We start from the raw sequence: 21,635 nt of genomic DNA on the forward strand, positions 1-21,635 counted from the left end.
AAGGAGGTGTCAAGTGTCAATCAATCCTGATACTCGATTGCAGAACCTGCCACCCGAAATTCAAACCTACTCTCTGCAAATGGTTCAGTTACTTCATAACTATTTGCAAGGGAATTTATTAGGGGTCTACATAGTCGGTTCCGCAGCGTTAGGAGGGTTTATTGCAGGTAGAAGCGATATCGATATACAAGGGGTATGTGCACGACAACTCAGCCAGGAAGAAAAGGAACAGATTACTTCCTTACTTGCCCATCCTTCCTTACCATGTCCAACGCGAGGATGTGAATTTGTTCTCTACAGTAGAGAGAAAGTAACTATCCCCTCTCCAACTGCCGGATTTGAAGTGAATCTCAATTCTGGTCCTCAAATGCGCTTTCACGTCACCTATGATCCAAAGGACGAATCATTCCACTGGTTTCTCCTCGATCGATCAATTGCACGAGAACATGGTATCAGCATTTTTGGCCCAGATGCTCACGAACTCTTTGGGGTCATTCCGAGAGCGTGGCTACTCAATGCTCTTCTCACTTCATTGCGCTGGCATACAGACCATGATGAGGCCGGCTATTCCAGTATCCTCAATGCATGTCGAGGGTGGCGATTTGCTGAAGAGAATCACTGGTCATCAAAAGTAGATGCGATTGAGTGGGCCAAAGCACGTGTTGCTGATGGTGAGCTGCTTACGCAAGCCCTCGCTTTACGTGCCGGAACATGTGACAAAACATTAGATCAAAAGAAGGTAAAACAGTTTCTCAACAGAATCAGAGAGAGAATAGAACAAGTACAACAGGTTGATAGTTCCGTCGTGACTAGCGAATCCTGACAGAGGCCAGGATTTTCTCGCGAGCGGGTTTGTGAGGGAATGACAGCCTCACGGGATGGACTACCGGCAGATGAACCCTGCGCTCCCCATCCTCTACTCCCTCCGACCCGAAGGCATCAGGAGCTGCTTTTCTGATGATGTTATAGGACCCGTTGCAATCGGCGTGAATGAGTTGGCCATTGGATGCCCGATAGAGCCTCCGTGTGATCCGTTTGCCGCTGAAAACAGGCGCATGCTCCTGGCTTTGCTGGTAGATCGGCAAAGGATCGCGATCCAGGAAACTGGCCTTGCTGGTGTAGCTTTCTTCGGTGAGGATCACCTGGATGCCTTTTTGCTCAGCTTTGTAGGTGAGCATCTGGATGAACTGGGCATGAGGCACCTGAACAAAGTTCTGATTTGTCCGTTTCCCCAGGTTGATCTCCTGTTTCCAGCCCACGTTGCGACCAATCACGAGCGTTCCGATCCCCTCAGCCACCAGCACATCAATCACAAAACGCGAGATGGTGTGCAGATCATGCTCAATCCGCCGATTGCGCCAGAGAGTCAAGCGCTCCATGCGCCGCGTGTTTCCAGGACGACCAAGAGCTTGTTGGAGTTCTGCTCGCCGCTTGTTGTAGAACTGATTCGTACTTTTCAGACCGCGCCCGTTAACGACGACCGGGACAAAACCCGGTTTATTTGAAGTTAGTGCGATCAGATTTTCCAGACCAGGATCGATGCCAGCGATGAGCGCGGGATCGACGGCGGAGCGGCTCGGCTCCTGTTCATAAATGATCTCAACGACGACAAAACCGTGTTTGGGAACCACACGGACCTGAGTGATCGCCTTGGGATCTTGTTGGGTTTTGATCTGAATGCCCAGTCCCGAAGGCTGAATGAGGTGTCGTCCAAGGGTCCGTTTGCTGCGGCTTACGGCCTGCATCGTGTAGATGAGTACGTTGCGGCCTGTCGTTTTGTGCTTGTATTTGGGGAATTGGGGGCGTCGGCGAAATTTTGAGGGATCGCGCTTGTAGGCATCGAGCGCTTCAAAGAAGGATTTCCAGTTGCGTTCGAGCAGCAGCAATACCTGTTGGGCCACTTTCGCAGGCAGTGCTTTGTACGCTTCATGCGACTGCATCCGCCGATCCATTTCATTGTAGTTGAGGTGTTTTCCCTCAAAGATGAAGGCCTGACGGATCTCATACAGCGCCGTATTGTAGAGATTTTTGGAAGCAAAACAGGCCGCGTCAAGCGTGGCATAGCGTGGATCACTCCGAAGAATGATGTGCTTTTCAACCAGGTGCACGGTCGGCCTCCAATTCCTGCACAAGACGCTCTGTTTTGCGTTTGGCACGCCGTTGCCCATAGAGCCGGGCGCAGAACGAGTACACGATGCTGGTGAGGTCTGAGAGCAGGTCTTCTGTGCCATTGTCGGCCTGATTGACGACCTCGATCTCACGCCCATAGGTTTGAAGCAGGGTCTCGATGTAACGGAACCCGAAGCGGGTCCCCCGGTCCTTGTGTTCAATGACGATACGGCCCACACTTGGATCGGCCAAGAGAGCCAGAAACTTCGGCCGATTGTCATTGACGCCAGAGCCAATTTCCTTGACAACTTTGCCCACTTGATAGCCACGGGCAGCGCAGTAGGCAACCAACCGCTCAGCTTGACTGTCCAGGTTGGTCTTGTTTTCTGCGGAAGACACCCGCGTGTAGACCACGGTTTGAGGCTTCGATGAGGGGACTGACACCCTGGTTGGCTCGTCGATGAGAATCGTGTGAGCCCCTACGCGCCGCCCCTGGATTTTCCCGTCCCGGAACCAACGCCAGGCTGTCTCATAGCGGACCCCTTGTTGTTTCGCGTAATCACTGAGTTTCATGCTCAAATCATACTATGCTACTCAATGATTGTCAAGAATTCGCTATACTTTCAAAGATCGGTTTCAATACTCTCCCGCATACATAACGGGGGATGCTTCTTTCATCAGCACTCGATTTCGACTTATACATGAGGATGTCATTGCGATCGACAAACACCTTCTCAATGGGGATCAAGGCCAGGGGCGACCGGTGGTTCGTCTGGTTCCTCCTTTTCTGTCCTTTACTTGCCTTCTCTTCAGGCGTCAGGATCACCAAAGGAAGAAGGTTCAGTGCTTTTACGTGCGCCTGGCTCGCACTACCACTCCATTGACCTTCTGGAGAAACTCATGCTGCGAAGCTGGAGCAATCGCCACATTCGACGGCTGCTCCAGCTTCGCAGCGTGAACTAATGCCTTGCTAAGCTCGCGATTCTCGCCAGTTACCAACGCAACTGATCCGTGAATAGCCATTGGTCGTTTCCGTTCGATCAGGAGAAATCGCTGTTCGCCAGCTCTTGTCTTTCCCTCACTGTTCACTTTTCTCAAAAGAGCGGAAGAGGGCAACCACCTCACGCGTTGTGAGAATGGCATGAGCAAACGTCGGTCCGTTGATCTCATGCGCTGCATGCATAGCTTCTTGGCTAGAAGCTGCGGTCGCATCTGTGACCAGGGTCACATGGTACCCGAGTTCCATGCCAAAGCGACCGGTCGCTTCGATACAGGTGTTGGCGATCATGCCAATGAGCACCAGGCGTTGGATGCCATGTTGCTTGAGCTGTAGATCCAGGTCCGTGTTGGCAAAACCGTTTTGCGCCCAATGCTCTTTGATCACAATGTCGCCTTTATGAACGGGAAAATTGGGATGGAATTCTCCCCCCAGCTTCCTTTGGCAAACGGCTCACGTTTCATTGAGGCAAGTTGGCTCGGTGAGGGATACTTCCAGGTCGTGTAATCGCCTGGCTCCCAGCGATGATGAGGCACGAAGAAAATGGGAATGTTGGCGTGTCGCGCTGTGCTCACCATCTCGCGCAAATGCGTCAGGAGATCCACGGACTCGGCAACCTCTTTGAAAAGAGGATACAATTTGCCTCCGGGCGAAAGAAAGTCGTTATAAGGATCAACAAACAACAATGCTGTCTGACTTCTTTGGTTCTCTTCGAGAGACATGTTTTTCCTCCAATCAGGTGAGATCTTCTTCAGAATCTTACGAGTAATGCTTGTGTACTGATGAGCTAGCGGTTGGCACGTGCGGCGCAGGTAATGCTCTCGGCAAACAAGGGTGTTTCGCGCCGATTGTGATCCGAAGAGATCGACTGCCGAGCACGCGCAGCCTCCTTAAACGTCATCCCTTGTTCCTGGACTTCATCCAGGAACTCCTGCGTGGGATGGGAGGTCACGGTATTAGTATATTCACAGTGTTGCGCATCGATGGCTTTCGTGCGGAGCTCCCATCTTTTAGGCATTGATCGACATGCGGCACCCGTCATCAGTCGTCGTAGAAGCTGCGGTGATGTGGTCCGGTGAACACCCAGGAGGCGATATCGACGTTCTCGATGGGAATATTCAGGGAGTGATTTTTGTATGACTTTCAAGAGAGTCCTCTGTTCCCCAGGAAGGAAGACGCATGTGACAATCATGTAGTGGCACACGCATCCTGATACGAACACTCATTCTCCCTTCTCCAGGATAATCAGAGGACCAACCGGCTGAGAGGAAGTATAGATCTGTATCCCTTCCCGCAGGTCATCACCCCAGTGCATCGCCATGAGGTGAATATCCCGTCTTGTTCTTCGTTGGCTTCTTATTCCTCGTTTCTTCCTGGAGCCCGTTGCTCTACCTTCGCAATCTGCTCCGAATGCATCTTGCTTGCCAACGTGTCATCCTCCTTGACAGAAGTATCAAAATTGGTTTATACTTCAACTATCAAAGGCAGAGGTGAAGCATGAAGCATGAACTCAATCTTGGTGTACGGACATGGCTGCATCTTAACCGTGTCAGGTTTAAGGTAGAAAAACACCTTATAAGACATCTGGAACACTATGACCTCACACCTGCGCAATTCGCGGTGCTGGCCCATCTCCAGGCGTTTCCTGATATCTCGCAGCAAAGATTGGCCGATCTGCTGTTTGTAACGAAAGGAAACATTGTCGGACTGCTCAACCGTTTGGAGGGTCGTGGTTTCGTCCAGCGACGGTCTGACCCGGAGGATGGCCGCATGCATGTGGTCTCTTTGACGGAACGGGGGAGCGCACTTGCCGCACAGGTGGTCCCAGAGCAGGAGAAGTTGGTTGCTGAGTATATGGCGTTCATCACGCCCGAAGATCAACGTGACCTTCATCAATTGTTACACACCCTTGATCGGAATCTAGAGCCCGACTAAGTTTTTTTTGCAAATTAGTTTAACTATAAACGAATTTAGCAAAAAAAACTGTGTATCCAGTGCTAACTGAACAGAAAGAACGTCTGGAGCAAAGAGAAACTTTCCCTGGGAAAAGGTCCTTTGTTACTGATTGGTAAAGGAGTTAGAGACATGGGCAAATCTCAATTGATACCGAATACAGAATTTAGTTATCTTGCACCTCGTGAGCGCGTGGTGAAAACCGCCGAGGCCCTCATTGCCAATGGTATGCAGACCTTTGTGGTCGCTAACACCGAGGAGGCACGCAAGAAGGTTTTCGAGCTGATCCCCAGTGGCGCTGAGGTTTTCAATGCAACATCTCACACCCTTGACCAGATCGGAGTCGCTGCTGAGGTCGAATCATCCGGTCGCTATGATGCCGTGCGCAATCGCCTGATTGAGCTCGATCAGGAGGGACAGAAGCGTGCTAAGCGTCAGTTGGGTGCGGCCCCTGAAGTACTTGTTGCCAGTGTCCACGCTATCACAGAGCAAGGTCAGTTGATGATTGCGTCAATGAGCGGAAGCCAACTGGGAGCTGGCGTGTCTGGCGCCGCGAAAGTTATCTACGTGGTCGGTACACAGAAGCTGGTTGCAAACCTCAACGAGGGCATCCGTCGCATTTATGAATACACGCTGCCACTTGAAGATGAGCGGGCTTTCAATGCCTATGGCGTCAATAGCGCGGTGAACAAACTGCTGATCATCAATCGGGAAATTTTCCCCGGGCGCATTTCTATCATTCTGGTCAATGAGAACCTTGGCTTCTAGATCCATCTAGCACAGCCCTGTTTAACCTATTATCTCTATATACTGTTGACATGTCGTACTTATGACATGTCGACAGCTTATAGCGATCCAATGAAGGCGCCCGGCGCCCAATGAGGAGGTCTGCGATATGCTTGACAATGAAATGGCTACCGGAGGGATCTATCGATGACAGCTATCGCTCTGCCGCATACGCGGCTGCCACAGATCGCCGTGCTCGGGGCGGGTCACGTCGGCCCGGTCATTGCACGAGTCGCGATAGAGGCAGGCTACAACGTATCGATCGCGGCTTCGGGTGACCCTGAGAAGATCGAGCTGATCGCGCAGGTGCTGGCCCCAGGGGCCAAGCCACGACGGGCAGCAGATGCTGTCGAGGAGGCGGGCATTGTCGTTCTGGCGATTCCGCTTCACAAATTCACGACGCTGGATCCTGACTTGCTGGATGGCAAACTTGTTGTCGACGTGATGAACTACTGGCCGCCTGTCGACGGCGTGCAGGAGATGTTCGAGGATCACCGATACGGCAGCAGCGAGATCGTCCAACGCCGACTCGCGAGGTCAACAGTTGTTAAGACCCTCAATCACATTGGCTACCACGAGATCGAAGGCGAACGCCGACCAAAGGGCTCGCCGGAACGCCGCGCGCTCGGGGTTGCTGGCGACGATCCACATGCGGTGGACATGGTGGCGGAATTCATTGAGCACATTGGCTACGACGCTGTGCAGTTCGACCATCTGAGCGCAGGTCGCCTGCTCGAACCAGGAGGCCCTGTCTTTGGGGCGTCGTTGCACCGAACCGAGTTAGAGCTGGCTGTCCGCGCCCAGATAGTGTAGGCCAGCATTGGCACGCTCAGATCCATACCATCAGATACTAGAAGGAAAACATAGACATGACAGAAATGCCGTCCAGTATTGCACCCGTGCAGTTTCCGTTTACCTTTGGCCTCGACACCTTCGGCGATTTCATAAACGACGAGGAGGACCGCACACTCTCGCACGCTCAGATAATCCGGCACCTCGTCGAACATGGGGTTCTTGCTGACCAGGTTGGCCTGGATTTCTTCGGGATTGGCGAACACCACACCGATGATTTTCCTCTGTCGGCTGGCGACGTGGTGCTCGGCGCAGTCGCTGCGCTCACTTCCCACATCCATCTCGGGTCAGCCGTCACGGTATTGAGCTCGGACGATCCAGTCCGGGTGTTTCAGCGCTACTCCACGCTCAATGCCGTCTCCAGCGGGCGGGCAGAGGTCATCCTTGGACGAGGTTCCAGCATCGACTCGTTTCCTCTCTTCGGCTACGATCTTGCCGACTACGAGGAACTCTTCGAGGAGAAGGCCAGCCTCTTCGCTGAGATCGTCAAGGGCGGTCCCGTCACCTGGGAGGGCAAGACCCGCGCGCCGCTCTATAACCAGGATATTGTGCCGCACACCGAATTCGAACCGTTTCCGGTGTGGATCGGTGTCGGCGGAAGCCCTCAGTCGGTTATCCGCGCCGCACGTCTTGGCTTTCGGCTGATGCTCGCTATCATCGGCGGATCTCCGTTGCGCTTCGTGCCTTTCTCACAACTGTTCCAGCAGGCCCTGGAGCATTTCGGACGCGCTCCGTTGCCGGTGGGCGTGCACTCGCCGGGCCATGTCGCCGCAACCGACGAGCAGGCCCGCGAAGAGTTCTGGCCGCGCTACCTGGAGGTCATCACCAGATACAGCAGGATCCGCGGATTCGCCATTCCGACCAGGGAATCTTTTCTTCGTGAGGTTGGGCCGGGGGAGCGCTCTACGTGGGGTCGCCAGAGACCGTCGCTCAGAAAATTGCAGCCAATCTCACCGCGCTCGGCGCGAGCCACTTCGACCTGAAATACGGGATGGGAGGTCTCACGCAACAAGCCCTCATGACCAATATCGAGCTTTACGGCACACAAGTGGTCCCCCGCGTTCGCGAACTCCTGGTGGAAGCGCAATGTTATCGTTCTCACTGACACTACCATGCTATGTTTTAAGGCATCGGACGTTGAGCAACCTCCTTCCGCCAGGTGGGATTGGCCTTGATCGCGGTAGCGCTTTGATTGGAGTAACGCTTTGTGTCTTCACGCACACTTTTGTTGTACGATTCCCAATCATCAAGATGTCCAATAAGCAGGTGATGGGTACGGCCCTTGATTTCGCACAGAGTGATCAAGTTATTCGGGTCAAGTTCGAGTTCCGGGTAGAGATGGAAGGGTTTGATATGGTGAACCTGTAATCCCTTTCCCCGGTGACCACAAACCACACAGGCTGGCTCGTGGCTGAGATGCTCATGAGCTACTCTGGGCCATTCGGGGCTGCGAGCTTTGCCATACTGATTAGCAATTCTGGCACCAGGGTCTTTTTGCCAGGATGGAATGCGTCCATTTACCTTCGGAATATCTTTCTTTTTGATCGGAGTATGTTTCCGTGCTGGAGCATGACCCCTGGCAGCGCTACCACCTCGTCTACGCCGGGTATGTTGTCCAATATTAATAAAGGCGAGTACAAAAATTAGAAGCACAACGATCACTAGCGCAGCTGCTAGAAATGGATCCCCTACCGAAATGTGCATATTTTCTCTTTCTCAGCTATGAGCAAAAACGTTCAAAGTATGCTTGCTAAAAATGTTCTCTGCTGATAAGTTCGTGACACTCCACGTCCTGTAAACGGGGCGGGCTTCTAAGCCACGTCACCTGTTTGGCCTGTCTCCCAGGAGACAGTCTCCGCGAGACGTGGTTGAGCCGGTTCCTTGCTTAGACAACGTTGGGGCGTGTCTGCCCGACTACTCCTTGGCCTGGACACGCCAGGACGGAGATACGTGAAGGATTCTTGTGGTTTTCGTCTGTTCTTATGCCAGCACAGACGAAAACCACAAGAATGGGATCGCCCACCAATGTGCAAGTGAGTGCTCAAAGGCATGCATTGCCAAGAGCACAGGCCCGGAAGGGTTGCACAAGAGGAAGGATGCAGATTTGCATTCTTCCTCTTGTGCTTGGAAAAATGAACGCTTGCGCTCTTTTTGTCTTCTCTTATTTCTCTGCCAGGCGATGCAAAATCTTGCAATACGCACCCGGCCCGCGCCGGAAGCTGCTCAGGCGGAAAAACTCATTGGGGGCATGGATCTGCTCGTCCATCAGTCCCCAAGCGAAGCCGACCGTGTGGGCTCCCAGGTGGCTGAGGAAGAGTTCGCAGACGGGAATGCTACCGCCCGCGCGAGTGTAGTAGGGCTCTTTGCCATAGATTTCCCGCAGCACGTCGGCTGCTGCCTGGTTGCCCCAGTGATCGGCGGGGATCAGATAGGGCAGGGCGGTGCCGGGTAGGGCGCGGACGGTAATCTGGACGCCGGGAGGTGTGTGCTTCTCGACGTGCCGGGTGAGCAGCTCGACAATGGTGGCAGGCTCCTGGTTGGCGACCAGGCGGCAGGTAATTTTGGCATGCGCCTCAGCAGGCAGTACGGTTTTGACACCTTCCCCCTGGAAGCCGCCCCAGATGCCGTTAATCTCCAGCGTGGGCCGGGCCGCAAGATGCTCCTGGGGGGTGTAACCTGGCTCAGCAAGGAGAGCGGTCACGCCGATCAGCTCCTGATAGTCCTGCGCGTCGAAAGGAATGGCGGCGATGGCCGCGCGATCCCCGGCGGAGAGCGGGAGGACGCTGTCATAGAAGCCTTCTACTAGAATAGTACCTTCGGGGCTGCGCAGGGAGGCGAGCAGAGCAGTCAGGGCATGAATGGGATTGGGCACAGCCCCGCCATAGATGCCGGAGTGCAGATCGCTTTTCGCGCCGTGCACATCGATCTGGATACCGGCCAGTCCTTTACAGGCTAGCAACAGTGAGGGCTGATCTTCGCCATACTGGACGCCATCGGAACTGAGCACTAGATCGCATGCCAGCAGATCGCGATGGCTAGCTACAAAGGCGGGCAACTGCGGACTGCCAATCTCCTCCTGTCCCTCCAGGAAGAATTTGACGTTAAGCGGTAGCGTCCCTTCGGTCTTGAGCAGCGCCTCGACGCCCAGGATAGGGGTGAACATGTTTCCTTTATCATCCGATGCGCCGCGAGCATAGACGCGATCGTCGATAATCGTTGGCTCAAAAGGCAGATGGGTCCAGAGTTCCAGTGGGTCTACTGGTTGGGTATCGAAATGGCCGTAGATGAGCACCGTTGGCTTACCAGGGGCATGGAGCCATTCTCCGTAGACAACCGGGTGGCCCCCTGTAGGGAAGATTTGCACCTGTTCCAGACCGGCGGTTGTTAGACGTTGGGCCACCCATTGAGCGGCTCGCTGCACGTCACCGGCGTGGGAAGGTAGCGACGAAATACTGGGAATGCTGAGAAATTGCAGCAGCTCGTCCTGGTGGCGGAACTGCTGCTCTGCAAGGTATGTTTCCCATGTCATCGTGGTGGATTCTCCATTTCTAAGGGGCAGGCGAGATACCTGTCGTGAGATATCTCCCACAGGGCACTATCAGCCTGGTTGATCTCGCTCCGCATAGTACGTTTGGAATCCGGTACGCCTCTTTGCGCTGAGCTTCAGTATATCCCCCCATGCTCCCTTGCAGCAAGCATTGCCGTCGATAATTATGGCTTTCGACTTCTTGTTCCAAGAAGTCGAGTGATGAAAGGCTTTCGATAGTTTCACGCTGTCCTTAAAGACAAAAAACGGGCGATTTTTAGACATGAATTATTTATGACCCTCATGCTGGCCCGTGGCGATTCGATGCGTGGAGTTGGCATTGGAGGTGGAAAATATGTTAGTGCAAGTGCTCCCGAAGTGTGAGGCGGTGCTTACCAATCTCTCGCGCACCGAGAACGCCGCATTCGCCTGAGATCGGACAAGAATTGCGGGATCTATATATGCTGTTGCTCTTCAATGAATACCGAGAAACAAAACTGGAGTGGTAGGTCTGGCCATCGAAGAGTTCACGCCTGCGTCAAGATGCACGACATCACGTTCTTGCTAAGACCCACTCATAGCTTTTTTCCCACAAATCCGCTGGCACTTCTTCTGCGAGGGCCTCCACGAGGTCGGACAGACGCACGCTTTGTAACTTCTTTCGCCATTCCTGATCTGCCTCCCACATGACACGGGCTATGGGACATGGCTTTGTCTCGCAATAGTCTGCATCTCGGCAGGGATTGTTCTTTCTAATTTCGCTGCACACAAAGGTTGATCTCTTCCCCTCTACTGCCTCGACGATATCCAGAAAGGTAATCTCGGTTGGTGGCTTTGCCAATCGATATCCTCCAGTAGGACCCAAGGTGCTTTCAACGATTGAAGCCTGTGATAAGCTTTGTAAGGCTTTCGATAAATACTCCTTTGGAATACCGTGGAACTCCGCCAAGTCCTTGGTCGCCAAGTAACGATTCGCTGGAAGCCCGGCGAGTATTGCACAGCAGTGCAGCACCCACTCGACTTGACTTTTTAACATCATCGGTTTGACCCCTGTTTTCTTTATTTCAACGTAGCGTCGACCGAGCCTGCTACTATCTTGAACTGACCGTGTATGTGATGACAAATATGAACGAGTTCACGGGTTCGCAAACCGACGCGATAGTTGTTTTCTAGGAGTCTTCTTTGCGGTTCTTTTGGCAGGCTACCCTCTGATCGAGTCTATTATACCCTACCTTTCTCGACTCCATCAAACCAGGGCAAGCGCAGTCCCCAGCAAATGATACCATGAAATTTGCAAAAATGACTCTTGAAGGGACTCTCTTTCTAGACTATGCTTCCTGCAAAGGTCAGCGCACATTCTGACTGCAAGACTTCTTATTGGTAGAGATTGCTGAGAACGTGAGGAGGGTAAGCAAAGTGAAGGAGAAGGCATTTGTCGCTCTGGAGTGTCAGTGGACCGGGAATGCCTTGTACAGAATTCGACATTTACAGCAGGAGCAAATCATCTATGGTCCTTACGCTCTCATTCCTGACACTGTTCAGACGTATGAAGAGGCAATTCAATCTCTCGTGGCAGAGAACTTACGCCAACAATATGAAACACGACGGGAGAGGAGGAAATTGAACACTGAGAGGTGATGCCTAGACTCAAATACTTGGCTTCAGATAGAAAACACCTTACTCTCTTCCAGCCACAGCAAATCTCTGCAACAGAGCCAAAAACTGCTCGCAATAGCCTCTTGGGCAAGATCTGCTGGACTGCTTACAGTTCGGATTCCCGTGAACGCAACGCTGCGGTTTTTGCCTTTGCAAAAAAATACTTTCTCTGCAGTAGATCGCTTGACAGGTTTGAAATTAAGGATACATAATGTCCTTAAGGATATTATGTATCCTTAGTAAAAAGGCGAGTCTGTTCTTTCTTAGCGCGTACATTCCCATTCAGCAATCGCCTGAGCTCTTTAAACAGCTCATAGCATTTAGCAGCGCGGTAAAGGAAAGCAGGATTGAAGAGACAATCCGCGATCGTGTTGTGATCAGAGCTTTGTACATCAACGCATGTGTATTCTGCAAGATATGCACATCGAGCTGAAGAGCCTTTGATTGGTAACAGAGGTGCTGGTGATATTCTATGGAAAATACATAGAATACTTCTCCAAGGCTTTCTAACGATCATCAGAACATATGTTTAGACAGCACAAGCCCGACGTACGGGCTACGAAGTAGGAGGTTCAGTATGAAGATTGTAGTTATTGGCGGCAGTGGACTCATCGGGAAAAAGCTTGTGAACAAGCTTCGTGAGCGTGGCCATCAGGTCGTGGCGGCGTCACCTAGCACAGGCGTCAACACCATCACTGGCGAGGGGTTAGCTCAAGCGCTTGTCGGCGCTCAGGTGGTCGTCGACGTGGCGAACGCGCCTTCGTGGGAGGACAAGGCAGTTTTAGAGTTCTTCGAGACATCAGGTCGCAATCTCCTGGGCGCAGAAGAGGCCGCTGGTGTGGGACATCACGTTGCCCTGTCGGTCGTCGGCACCGACCGTCTTCCCGAGAATGGGTACTACCGAGCGAAAGTGGCCCAAGAAAACCTGGTCAAGGCTTCGAAGGTGCCCTATACCATCCTTCGCTCAACGCAGTTCTTCGAGTTTGTCGGCGGCATCGCCCAAGAGGCTAGCGATGGACAAACTATTCGCTTGTCGCCTGCATTTATACAGCCCATCTTGTCGGATGACGTTGTGGCTGCACTGGCCGACGTCACACTCGAGGCGCCTGTGAACGGCATGGTTGAAGTGGGTGGTCCCGAAAAGATACATCTCGATGAACTCGTGCGCCACTTTTTGAGCGCGAACAAAGACACACGCCAGGTGATCACAGACGTCCATGCACGCTTCTACGGCTCAGAGTTGGAGGATTACTCCCTCATCCCAGGCGACAACGCGCGGATCGCCCCAACGCGTTTCGAGGATTGGCTCAGCCGCTCTGTATCTCAAAGGTAAGTCAGTAAGGCAGGATCGACGCCCAGAATCAACAAACCTCATCAACACCTTATACACATATGTGATTGCTCTCTTAGACGAAAACAAGCAGAAGAAGAGCTTTCTCGAGCTCAACTAGCAGGAGAGTTTGACTTTTTTCGTCCAAAAAAAACAAATCACATATGTACATAGGGATGTGATGAGGTTTTTAGCTTAATGCCTCTGGCAGACCGCCAATAAACTGCCTGTGTTTGCGAGGAAGGGTGTTCGCTTATTCTCACATCTATCAATTCTGTTTCTAGATATCAGAGCAGGGAAGCAACTTCCTTACAGGGATGGGACCACATGAAAGGGATAGCTACTGCGTGATGTTGAATGGAAAACAGACCAGACATCTCACTCTTCCACTCTGGAAGGCGCTCATCAAGTATGTTGATGGGCAGAAACGAGCTGAGCAGCAGCTCAAAGCCAGCGAGGAGAACTTTCGCGTCCTTGCCGAGACCGTGCCACAATTCGTGTGGACAGCCCAACCCGACGGCTCGCACGAGTACACGAACCAGCGCTGGCGTGACTACACTGGGTTCACGCCTGAACGAGTACAGAGATGGGACGATCTCCAGTTCCTCCACCCCGATGATCGTGCAATGAATCAGGCTCTCTGGCGGCATGCTCTGGACACGGGAGAAAGATTTGAGTGCGAAGGACGCCTCAGAAATGGTCAGACCGGAGTCTATCGCTGGGTCTTGACTCGCGCCATGCCGGTGCGCGATGAAGCAGGCCAGATCATCAAGTGGTTTGGCACCTGTACCGATATTGAGGACCAGAAGCGCATCGAGGAAGCCTTGCGTCAGAGTCAGGAACGTGTAAATGCCCTGATGAACTCCAACATCATTGGGATCAATGTCATCGAAGGGGAGCAGATCGTGGACGCTAACGACACCTTCCTGCGCATGACTGGTTATAACCGCGAAGACCTGCGGGCTGGATGCATAAACGTGATGCACATGACAGCTCCAGAAGATCGGGCACAGACCCAACAGGCCCATCAGGAACTGGCCGTCCGGCAGGCTCTGACCCCCTATGAGAAAGAGTACATCTGTCAAGATGGCAGTCGCCTTCCGGTGCTAGTGGGTGGAGTCGTCTTACAGCATGATCCGTTCCAGGCCCTTGGCTTTGTGCTGGATAACTCAGCCCACAAGGAACTGGAGCAGCGCAAAGATCACTTTCTGGGGATGGCCAGCCATGAACTCAAGACACCAATCGCGTCCTTAATGCTCCAAACGCAGCTGTTGCGAAAACAACTGGCAAAACAAGACATTCAAAACGCAGATAGAGCGCTTTCCCGGATGGAGTCCCAACTCAATGCCGTCACCCGACTGGTTGGAGAGTTGCTCGACCTCTCCAAAATTCAGGCGGGCAAGCTGGAGCATGCTCAGGAAACGGTGAACCTGGGCGATGTGCTTCAGGAGGTCATTGAGATCATGCAACAGACGCAGACGACCCATGCCATCGTCGTGCATCATGCCGAGCATCCTCCTCTTCTGATTGGGAATAAGGACCGCCTCGGCCAAGTGCTCCTGAACCTGATCAGCAACGCAATCAAATATTCCCCGGGAGCCAACACGATAGAGGTTGCTATTGAGACCTCCGAAGAGTCCGTGATCCTCAGTGTGTGTGATCATGGCATCGGCATTCCACGAGAACAGCGCGAGAAAATCTTTGAGCGTTTCTATCGGGCAGTCGCTCCATATCAGCATGCCTTTCCCGGCTTAGGAATGGGCTTGTATATTGCCTCGGAGATCGTCAAGCACCATAGGGGAACCATCACGGTAGAGAGCGAAATGGGAAAAGGGTCGACCTTTCATGTGACGCTTCCCCGGAAAAGTCCATGAGGAACGCATATGTGCACTTTTCAACAATATGTATGTAGTGATATCTCTATCGCCAAAAGTATTCTCATTGTCGAAGATGATCCCATTCTTGGCAATCTCCTGCTGGAAGCGCTCCAGGAGGAGACGACTTGTCAAGGGCATCTTGTCCCAAGCGGCGAGATGGCGCTGAATATGCTTTCAACGATCACGCCTGAGTTGTTTCTGCTAGACTATCACCTCCCTGGGATGAATGGGCTGGAACTCGCCGACCACCTGCAGCGTAGAGAAGGAGGTGAGCAAACACCCATTCTCCTCATGAGTGCCGATTTGCCACAAGAAAACGGCGCCCTGGGTCACCTCATAACGCTCCAGAAGCCCTTTGACTTGGATAAACTCCTGCAATTGATTGCAGAACTTCTTGCATCATAAGGACAATGGTTCTTTGCCAGAAAGGGAGGGCATTGTGACACTCCGCTTGGGCTAAAGCCCAGTGGCTTCTTGCTTCAACGGGAGCGGTGACTCACTCCCATGAGGTTGCCCCGCTGCCTCGGGCGACCGGTGGTTCGTCGCCCGTCAGTTCCGCCGCAAGCAAAGAGCAAAAGCACCAGAGTCTTGATTGACTCTGGTGCTTTTGCTCTTTGCCGCCATTGCCAGGCAGGCGCCTTTGCCCGCGACTGGATGCTGGAGAAGCAGGCCAGACTCCTCAGCCTCTCGGCTATGCGGCGCAAGGGTGTCCAGCGCCCTATCGAAGAGGTCGGGCACAGGATGCGCAAGATGCTCTAGCCCTCAAGCACCTCAAAGGTGACGTCACGGAACCAGACCTGGCCTATCGCTCGCCTTTGTAGCGTGATGCCTCCTTCTTTCCAGTATGCCAGGAGACATTGCGCCAGTGGAATTTAGGCAACCAGCGATTCGGCTTTCCTTCAACAGCATCGGCGATCAATCCACCTAGTACCGGCGCAAATTTGAACCCATGCCCACTGTCTCCTGTCGCTACAGTGAGGCCTGCGCATTGAGGATGACGATCAATCCAGAAGTCACCATCGGGCGTGTCAACGTAGAGGCAACGGCGGGTACTCACGATAGGTGCGTCTTGTAGCGCGGGGAAAGTAGCAGCCAGGAACATTCGTAACTGTTCTATATCACTGCTGATCACGACTCGCTCATCCTGCTCAGGGTGAAGCACCTGCCCTACTCCGTGATTACCTATTTTGATGACTCCTTCACGTGGATGAAGAGGGAAGCCATACCAGCCAGTGCGACCAATATCGGCAGTAAAAACGACAAAATTCGGTGGGGTAAAAAGATTGGGATCGGTTGGCTTGAGGTGAAATACAGGATGTCCAGTCGCCTTCACGAAGGGAGTGAGGTCTGGAACAAGGAGAGAGGACCATGCCCCAGAGGCAACTACAACATGCTCAGCGTGAAAGGTACTTCCAGTATAAGTACGCACGCCCCGCACATGTTGATTCTCTTTGAGCAAGGCTTCGACCTTTTGGCCTGGATACAGGTCGATCCCTTGGGTCTGGGTAAGCTGGGCCAGGGCAGCTATCACGCGACCGCTTTCCGCATAGCCTCCCTGGGCATGAAAGAAACCATCGGCGAAGGCCCTAGCTTTCCAGGCCGGAAAGCGGTGTGTGATAGTATCCTCTGTGAGACGCTCAGGAGTATGTCCCCGTTTGCGTAGCAGATGATAGCTTTCGTACTCGAACTCGCCAGGTGACATAGGTGCGCGCGTCAGCATAGTTACACCGACGTCATGGAAGAGCGTCTCACCTAACATCTCATTCCATTGAAGCCAGCCCTGGTATGCTTGTTCCGCCAGTTCCATATATGCTTCATCCGAACCATATTCCATGCGCACAATTTTACTAATGTCTGTAGAAGCGGCTAAGGGATGTGGCAGAGGGCCGGGATCAATAACAGCAACACGATATCCACGCCTCTTCATTTCCAGGGCAGTCGTCAAGCCGAAAACGCCAGCGCCGACCACAAGAAGATCATATGCATTCTCTGTGAGCATCTATAAATCCTATCCTTAGTGCATGGGAGTGCGTCCTTCATGCGCTCCTGTTACTATTCCCCATTCCAAAAGTATAGCATAGGCTGGCTGCTCTCCGTGTTGCATAAGCGCGCACTCACAAAAGCCGCGGCGAGAAAGCCCCGCTCATTGATGCTTGATTCCTACCCATATCTTTTTGAATGGTCTTCACAAGGATGAGTTTGTGAAACACTCAACATGAGGAGTTGGCCTCTTGTGCTGCTCCACCTATCTAGCGCAAATAGTGGCTTGTCAGCGAATGCGTCGCATTGAGCAATTCTTGTGGCGTACCTTCAAAGATGACTGAGCCTCCCTTATTGCCACCCTCAGGACCCATGTCAATGATCCAATCGGCGTTGCGAATCACATCCAGATGGTGTTCAATCACAATCACAGTATTGCCACCATCGACCAACCGGTTCATAATGGTAAGCAGGTGCCCAATATCCGATAAGTGCAGGCCGGTCGTTGGCTCATCCATAACGTAGATACTGCCTTGCTTATGGAGTTCGCTGGCCAACTTCAAGCGCTGGCATTCGCCGCCAGAGAGGGTGCTCAAGGGCTGGCCGAGGGTCAGATAGTCCAATCCAACATCGCTCATCGCCTGGAGCTTTGACTGCACATCTTTGATTGTGAAAAACGCGAGCGCCTGCTGGATCGTCATGCTCAGGATATCTGTAATGGTTTTTCCATGGAAGGTGTAGCCCAGCACTTCGTCCTTAAAGCGCTTCCCGCCACACACCTCGCAAGGAAGTTTGACCCCCTCAAGAAAGCCCAGATCATTGTAGGTAACGCCAAGTCCTTTGCAATTGGAGCAGGCCCCCTTCGAGTTGAAACTGAATAGACCAGCGTCGACGCGGTTGACCGCCGCAAAGGCTTTGCGCACATCATCCATGATACCGGTATAGGTAGCCGGGTTAGAACGGCTAGAGATGCCTACTGGCGACTGGTCAATCACCACGGCCTCCGGATGCTGGCGAAGGAATGCTTCATTGATCAACGAACTCTTGCCCGAACCAGCCACGCCAGTGACGACCGTCAAGACGCCGGCGGGAATGTCTACACTGACATCCTTCAGATTATTCGCTCTGGCATGGATAATTGGCAAGGTTCCACGGGACTGCCGAAACGTCTCCTTGATCGGTCTTTGAAACTGCAAATGGTTGCCAGTGAGAGTGTCTGCTTTGAGCAGGCCTGCAAAGTCGCCCTCATACACTACCTGACCTCCTTCGCTCCCAGCGCGCGGCCCCATATCCACAAGGTAATCCGCGATTTTCATGACATCGGGGTCATGCTCTACCACTATCACTGTATTACCCTTATCTCGTAAGTTCTCCAGTTGCTCGTTCAAACGGTGAACATCGCGCGGGTGTAAGCCGACACTGGGTTCGTCAAAAATATACATGACATCTACCAGGCTCCCGTTGAGGTGCTTGACCATCTTCACACGCTGTGATTCACCGCCCGAGAGAGTGTCAGTTGGGCGATCCAGGCTCAGATATTCTAGACCAATATCCACCAGGTGCTGCAACCGCTCCGTCAGCGTGCGGATGACAGGGGTTGCCGCTGGCTCTTCAATGGTCTGTATCACCCCTACCAACTCACCAACCTCCATCGCCGACAGTTCGGCGATGGTATGCCCATTGATCTTGCAACTGAGCGCCGCTTGATTGAGTCGCGTGCCCTTGCAAAGCGGGCAGGGACCGAGTCTCAAGAGAGGCTCGACCTGTTGGCGGGTGCGCTCGGAGAGGGTTTGAATATCCCTGGTGATAAATTTACGATTAAATTTGAAGAGTAAGCCCTCGTAGGTCGCATTCATCTCTTTGTTACCAATGGCCAGCTTGTACTTTCGCGGTTCGCTGTTGAGCAACAGGTCCATTTCCTCAGGAGTGTAATCGGCCAGTTGTTTGTCATTGTCAAATAAGCCAGAGCGAATATAAAGATCGCGTTCCCAGCCAGCCAATCCCGGAGCGATGACAGCCCCCTCATTCAATGACCTGGTCATGTCGACAAGCGCCTTCGGGTCTATCCCTATCTTGCGGCCAAGGCCATTACACTCCAGGCACATCCCTTGAGGGTCGTTGAAGGAAAACGCATTGGCGTAACCCACGTGTGGTGTACCGATGCGCGAAAAGAGCAGGCGTAGCACAGGCGCAATATCGGTGACCGTTCCTACTGTCGAGTGCGATCCACCACCCAGGCGTTTCTGATCCACAATTACGGCCATGCTCAGATTCTCAATCGCATCGGTGTCCGGGAGGGGGTAGCGCGGCAGAAAGTTGCGAATGAACATACTGAAATTCTCAAATAAGAGTCGTTGCGCTTCTTGAGCAATGGTGTCAAATACCACGGATGATTTTCCTGAACCAGACACTCCGGTAAAGATGATGATTTTGCGCTTGGGTAGCCGTAACGAGACCTCTTGGAGGTTGTTCTCGCGTGCACCACGAATTTCAATATATTCTTGAGACATAGTCATAGAAGCTTCCTCTTATATTGCTAGAATAGTGACAGTTGTAGTTTGCAACCAGGAGGTGTTTGAGCCTTGATGCCAGCAATCCTTCGCACTGACGTTTCTGCTCTTTCCGCACAGACAATCAGTATAGCAGAGGTGGAGAGGCAAAACTTCTCCTTTCTTGCGATTTTTCAGGAAACATATATTGACCTACCTCAGCTCAGGGGCCATTACATTCTATGGGGGTGAGGAGTATCGCGATCTTCTTTAGTCTAAAACAATATACCTGCCATCTTCTATCAGGTTTCCGGCAGGTTCGGGTGTCAAATTGACAATAGGGTTACATATCGAGATGAGAGACAAAAGGCTCCGGGCATCGCGATAAAAATGCCCGGAAGCCTTCCAGAATGGGGCGAGGAGAAGGTTGGGTTACTTGGCGGCCACCTGGTCTACGAACTTCCAGGTATCTTTGCCGTTGACATTAGCAACTTGCCAGACGGAGATGACCTTATTGGTCGTATCGCCGTTTTCGGTGAAGTTGTGGTGGCCAGTAACGCCGTTATAATCTGTTTTTTGCATCGCTGCGATGACGGCCTCACGGAAAGATTTGCTGCCGGCGGCATCATTGGAGTCTTTAGGTGTTTGAGCACCGTCGGCGAGGGCTCGTTTGATCGCTTGCAGCAGGATATTCATGCAGTCGTAGCCAGCAGCGCTATATGCTCCATAATCGTTCTCGCCATATATGCGATTGTAGCGTGTGATAAAGTCTTTCGCCGAGGGGAGTACGGTTTCATTCACCTTGGCGATGGTGGCGAAGGTTGGACCACCCGTTGAGCCGACGACCTGGGCGAAGACCGGGTTTTCGATGCCGTCGCCACCACCAAAGGCCAGGCTAGCGGTTCCAGAGTCGTTGAGCAGTTGTTGGCGTAACTGGGTACCACCCTGACTATCGGTGCCACCGTAGAATACCAGGTCGGGTTTAGCGCTTTTAATATTAGCAATGGTGCCACCATAGTCATTGCTTTTCTGCTTGCTTTCGCGGTTCCCTACGAGTTGCCCTCCCAGTTTTTGCCACTCGTTGCTAAAGATGTTTGCCAGTCCAACACCATAAACTGTCGTATCGTCTATAACGTAGACTTTCCTATAGTTTCTTTTCTGGTACAGGTAATCCGCCAGGACTGATCCCTGGTGATCGTCCGTCGTCGCGATGCGGAAATAGGTTACCTTTCCAGTTGGGCGCAGTATGGGCACTTTATCCTGTGCCCCGGTGCAGTTAACCGAGGGTCCGCGTTGTGTCAGACAGGTATTGGTGTTGGAAGGGCTAATTAAGGTAATGGGGGCTTGATTGGCAATGGGCATCTCCGCCTGTGCTACTGAACTATTAAATGGCCCTACTATGCCTGCCACGAGGGCATCATTAATCAGCGCGGTAACATTATTCTTTCCCATATCAGGATCAAAGGTTCCCTGAGCTCCAACGTCGTCTTTGGGAACAAAGACGATGTTATATCCAGGGATCAGATGCTGCGCATTTGCTTCCTGGACTGCCATCTCTGCCCCATCCTGCGCGGGCTTGCCATTGGGGGTATCCTGTCCCGACACCGGGAAATCAGTGGCTACTTTGATGGTTGTGGAGCCTTTGCCGCCTTTTTGGCTTCCCGTGGCGACTGCGGGTCCGCAGGCGGTGAGGAGCAGGAGCAGTATACCAAGACTCACTATTGTAGTATTTTTCCAGGTACTGGTATGCGACTGCTGCCGTTGTCCACCGATTCTCATATTGCCTTTGCCTCCTTTAAAAGTAATGATCAAAAATCAATTATGATCATTACTTTTGAGTATAAAAAGAGTAAGAGGCGTTGTCAAGGTGTGTGCACGCGACATCATCCATAATTTGGTATCGTCACCTTATTTATAAAAACGAGAGATGCTGATGAACTATAAGGAAAAAGAAGTTTGAAAGGCAATGAGAAGTGGGGCGGTTGGAGTGGTGGTGCGACATGGAAGACTCGGCCAGGGCCTTCCATGTGGGTACTTCCATTCAGGACGCACTGGATCTGGTACTGGCGCCCGGATGGAG

Annotated in this window: 18 protein-coding genes and 3 pseudogenes; 10 read left to right on the forward strand and 11 right to left on the reverse strand. The window is 52.5% G+C overall.

The features are described 5' to 3' along the window. Positions 1–13: 13 nt before the first annotated feature. Complete coding sequence (locus JMJ04_RS14715) at positions 14–823, forward strand: aminoglycoside adenylyltransferase domain-containing protein (RefSeq protein ID WP_201371217.1); 810 nt, start codon at positions 14–16, stop codon at positions 821–823. Here JMJ04_RS14715 and JMJ04_RS14720 read toward each other — a convergent pair. From JMJ04_RS14720 to JMJ04_RS14740, 5 genes and pseudogenes are all read right to left on the reverse strand, one after another. Then, positions 810–2,108, reverse strand: coding sequence for an RNA-guided endonuclease InsQ/TnpB family protein (locus JMJ04_RS14720; protein WP_201369097.1), 1,299 nt, complete (start codon positions 2,106–2,108; stop codon positions 810–812). The genes JMJ04_RS14715 and JMJ04_RS14720 overlap by 14 nt on opposite strands. After that, complete coding sequence (locus JMJ04_RS14725; protein WP_201370004.1) at positions 2,095–2,682, reverse strand: IS607 family transposase; 588 nt, start codon at positions 2,680–2,682, stop codon at positions 2,095–2,097. Before JMJ04_RS14725 ends, JMJ04_RS14720 begins: the two co-directional genes overlap by 14 nt. Positions 2,683–2,958: 276 nt before the next feature. Further along, positions 2,959–3,132 carry a hypothetical protein gene (locus tag JMJ04_RS14730; protein WP_201371218.1) on the reverse strand — a complete coding sequence of 58 codons (174 nt, stop codon included), beginning with the start codon at positions 3,130–3,132 and terminating at the stop codon, positions 2,959–2,961. 55 nt (positions 3,133–3,187) lie between these two features. After that, positions 3,188–3,828 (reverse strand): annotated as a pseudogene (locus tag JMJ04_RS48700) (cysteine hydrolase family protein). Positions 3,829–3,893: 65 nt separating this feature from the next. Further along, positions 3,894–4,253 carry a hypothetical protein gene (locus JMJ04_RS14740; protein ID WP_201371219.1) on the reverse strand — a complete coding sequence of 120 codons (360 nt, stop codon included), beginning with the start codon at positions 4,251–4,253 and terminating at the stop codon, positions 3,894–3,896. 350 nt (positions 4,254–4,603) lie between these two features. On the opposite strand from JMJ04_RS14740, the gene JMJ04_RS14745 reads away from it, so the two are divergent. The 4 genes and pseudogenes from JMJ04_RS14745 to JMJ04_RS14760 all read left to right on the forward strand — a co-directional run bounded on the left by JMJ04_RS14745 (position 4,604) and on the right by JMJ04_RS14760 (position 7,802). Next, positions 4,604–5,041 (forward strand): MarR family winged helix-turn-helix transcriptional regulator, encoded by a 438-nt coding sequence (locus tag JMJ04_RS14745; protein WP_201371220.1) that lies wholly within the window; start codon positions 4,604–4,606, stop codon positions 5,039–5,041. A 150-nt stretch (positions 5,042–5,191) separates the two neighbouring features. Continuing rightward, positions 5,192–5,827 carry an LUD domain-containing protein gene (locus tag JMJ04_RS14750; RefSeq protein WP_201371221.1) on the forward strand — a complete coding sequence of 212 codons (636 nt, stop codon included), beginning with the start codon at positions 5,192–5,194 and terminating at the stop codon, positions 5,825–5,827. Between the two features lie 165 nt (positions 5,828–5,992). After that, positions 5,993–6,658: an NADPH-dependent F420 reductase gene (locus JMJ04_RS14755; protein ID WP_201371222.1), complete on the forward strand. Its 666-nt coding sequence runs from the start codon at positions 5,993–5,995 to the stop codon at positions 6,656–6,658. Between the two features lie 56 nt (positions 6,659–6,714). Beyond that, positions 6,715–7,802 (forward strand): annotated as a pseudogene (locus JMJ04_RS14760) (LLM class flavin-dependent oxidoreductase). 17 nt (positions 7,803–7,819) lie between these two features. On the opposite strand, the gene JMJ04_RS14765 reads toward JMJ04_RS14760, so the two are convergent. From JMJ04_RS14765 to JMJ04_RS14775, 3 genes are all read right to left on the reverse strand, one after another. Continuing rightward, positions 7,820–8,401 carry an HNH endonuclease gene (locus JMJ04_RS14765; RefSeq protein ID WP_201371223.1) on the reverse strand — a complete coding sequence of 194 codons (582 nt, stop codon included), beginning with the start codon at positions 8,399–8,401 and terminating at the stop codon, positions 7,820–7,822. 457 nt (positions 8,402–8,858) lie between these two features. Beyond that, entirely contained in the window at positions 8,859–10,226 is a 1,368-nt protein-coding gene (locus JMJ04_RS14770; RefSeq protein ID WP_201371224.1) for a dipeptidase, read from the reverse strand. A 550-nt stretch (positions 10,227–10,776) separates the two neighbouring features. Further along, entirely contained in the window at positions 10,777–11,262 is a 486-nt protein-coding gene (locus JMJ04_RS14775) for an RrF2 family transcriptional regulator (protein WP_201371225.1), read from the reverse strand. A gap of 891 nt (positions 11,263–12,153) precedes the next feature. Here JMJ04_RS14775 and JMJ04_RS48705 point away from each other — a divergent pair. The 5 genes and pseudogenes from JMJ04_RS48705 to JMJ04_RS14795 form a co-directional block, all read left to right on the forward strand. Next, a pseudogene (locus JMJ04_RS48705) lies at positions 12,154–12,291 on the forward strand (carboxymuconolactone decarboxylase family protein); the annotation flags it as partial. A 165-nt stretch (positions 12,292–12,456) separates the two neighbouring features. Next, the gene (locus tag JMJ04_RS14780; protein WP_201371226.1) at positions 12,457–13,212 is read left to right on the forward strand and encodes an SDR family oxidoreductase; all 756 of its coding nucleotides are present in this window, start codon (positions 12,457–12,459) and stop codon (positions 13,210–13,212) included. A 344-nt stretch (positions 13,213–13,556) separates the two neighbouring features. Then, positions 13,557–15,083, forward strand: a complete 1,527-nt coding sequence (locus tag JMJ04_RS14785; protein ID WP_420799464.1) for an ATP-binding protein — start codon at positions 13,557–13,559, stop codon at positions 15,081–15,083. A gap of 9 nt (positions 15,084–15,092) precedes the next feature. Continuing rightward, positions 15,093–15,491: a response regulator gene (locus JMJ04_RS14790; RefSeq protein WP_201371227.1), complete on the forward strand. Its 399-nt coding sequence runs from the start codon at positions 15,093–15,095 to the stop codon at positions 15,489–15,491. 183 nt (positions 15,492–15,674) lie between these two features. Next, entirely contained in the window at positions 15,675–15,845 is a 171-nt protein-coding gene (locus JMJ04_RS14795) for a hypothetical protein (RefSeq protein ID WP_201371228.1), read from the forward strand. 43 nt (positions 15,846–15,888) lie between these two features. Here the strand turns inward: JMJ04_RS14795 and JMJ04_RS14800 are convergent, their stop codons facing one another. The 3 genes from JMJ04_RS14800 to JMJ04_RS14810 all read right to left on the reverse strand — a co-directional run bounded on the left by JMJ04_RS14800 (position 15,889) and on the right by JMJ04_RS14810 (position 21,334). Next, a complete protein-coding gene (locus JMJ04_RS14800) occupies positions 15,889–17,085 on the reverse strand; it encodes an FAD-dependent oxidoreductase (RefSeq protein WP_201371229.1) in 1,197 nt (398 codons plus the stop codon). Positions 17,086–17,335: 250 nt separating this feature from the next. Next, positions 17,336–19,576, reverse strand: a complete 2,241-nt coding sequence (locus tag JMJ04_RS14805; protein ID WP_201371230.1) for an ATP-binding cassette domain-containing protein — start codon at positions 19,574–19,576, stop codon at positions 17,336–17,338. 411 nt (positions 19,577–19,987) lie between these two features. Beyond that, positions 19,988–21,334: a branched-chain amino acid ABC transporter substrate-binding protein gene (locus JMJ04_RS14810; protein ID WP_201371231.1), complete on the reverse strand. Its 1,347-nt coding sequence runs from the start codon at positions 21,332–21,334 to the stop codon at positions 19,988–19,990. Positions 21,335–21,635: the final 301 nt, after the last annotated feature.

This window comes from Ktedonobacter robiniae, from assembly GCF_016587375.1.
GTDB lineage: Bacteria > Chloroflexota > Ktedonobacteria > Ktedonobacterales > Ktedonobacteraceae > Ktedonobacter > Ktedonobacter robiniae.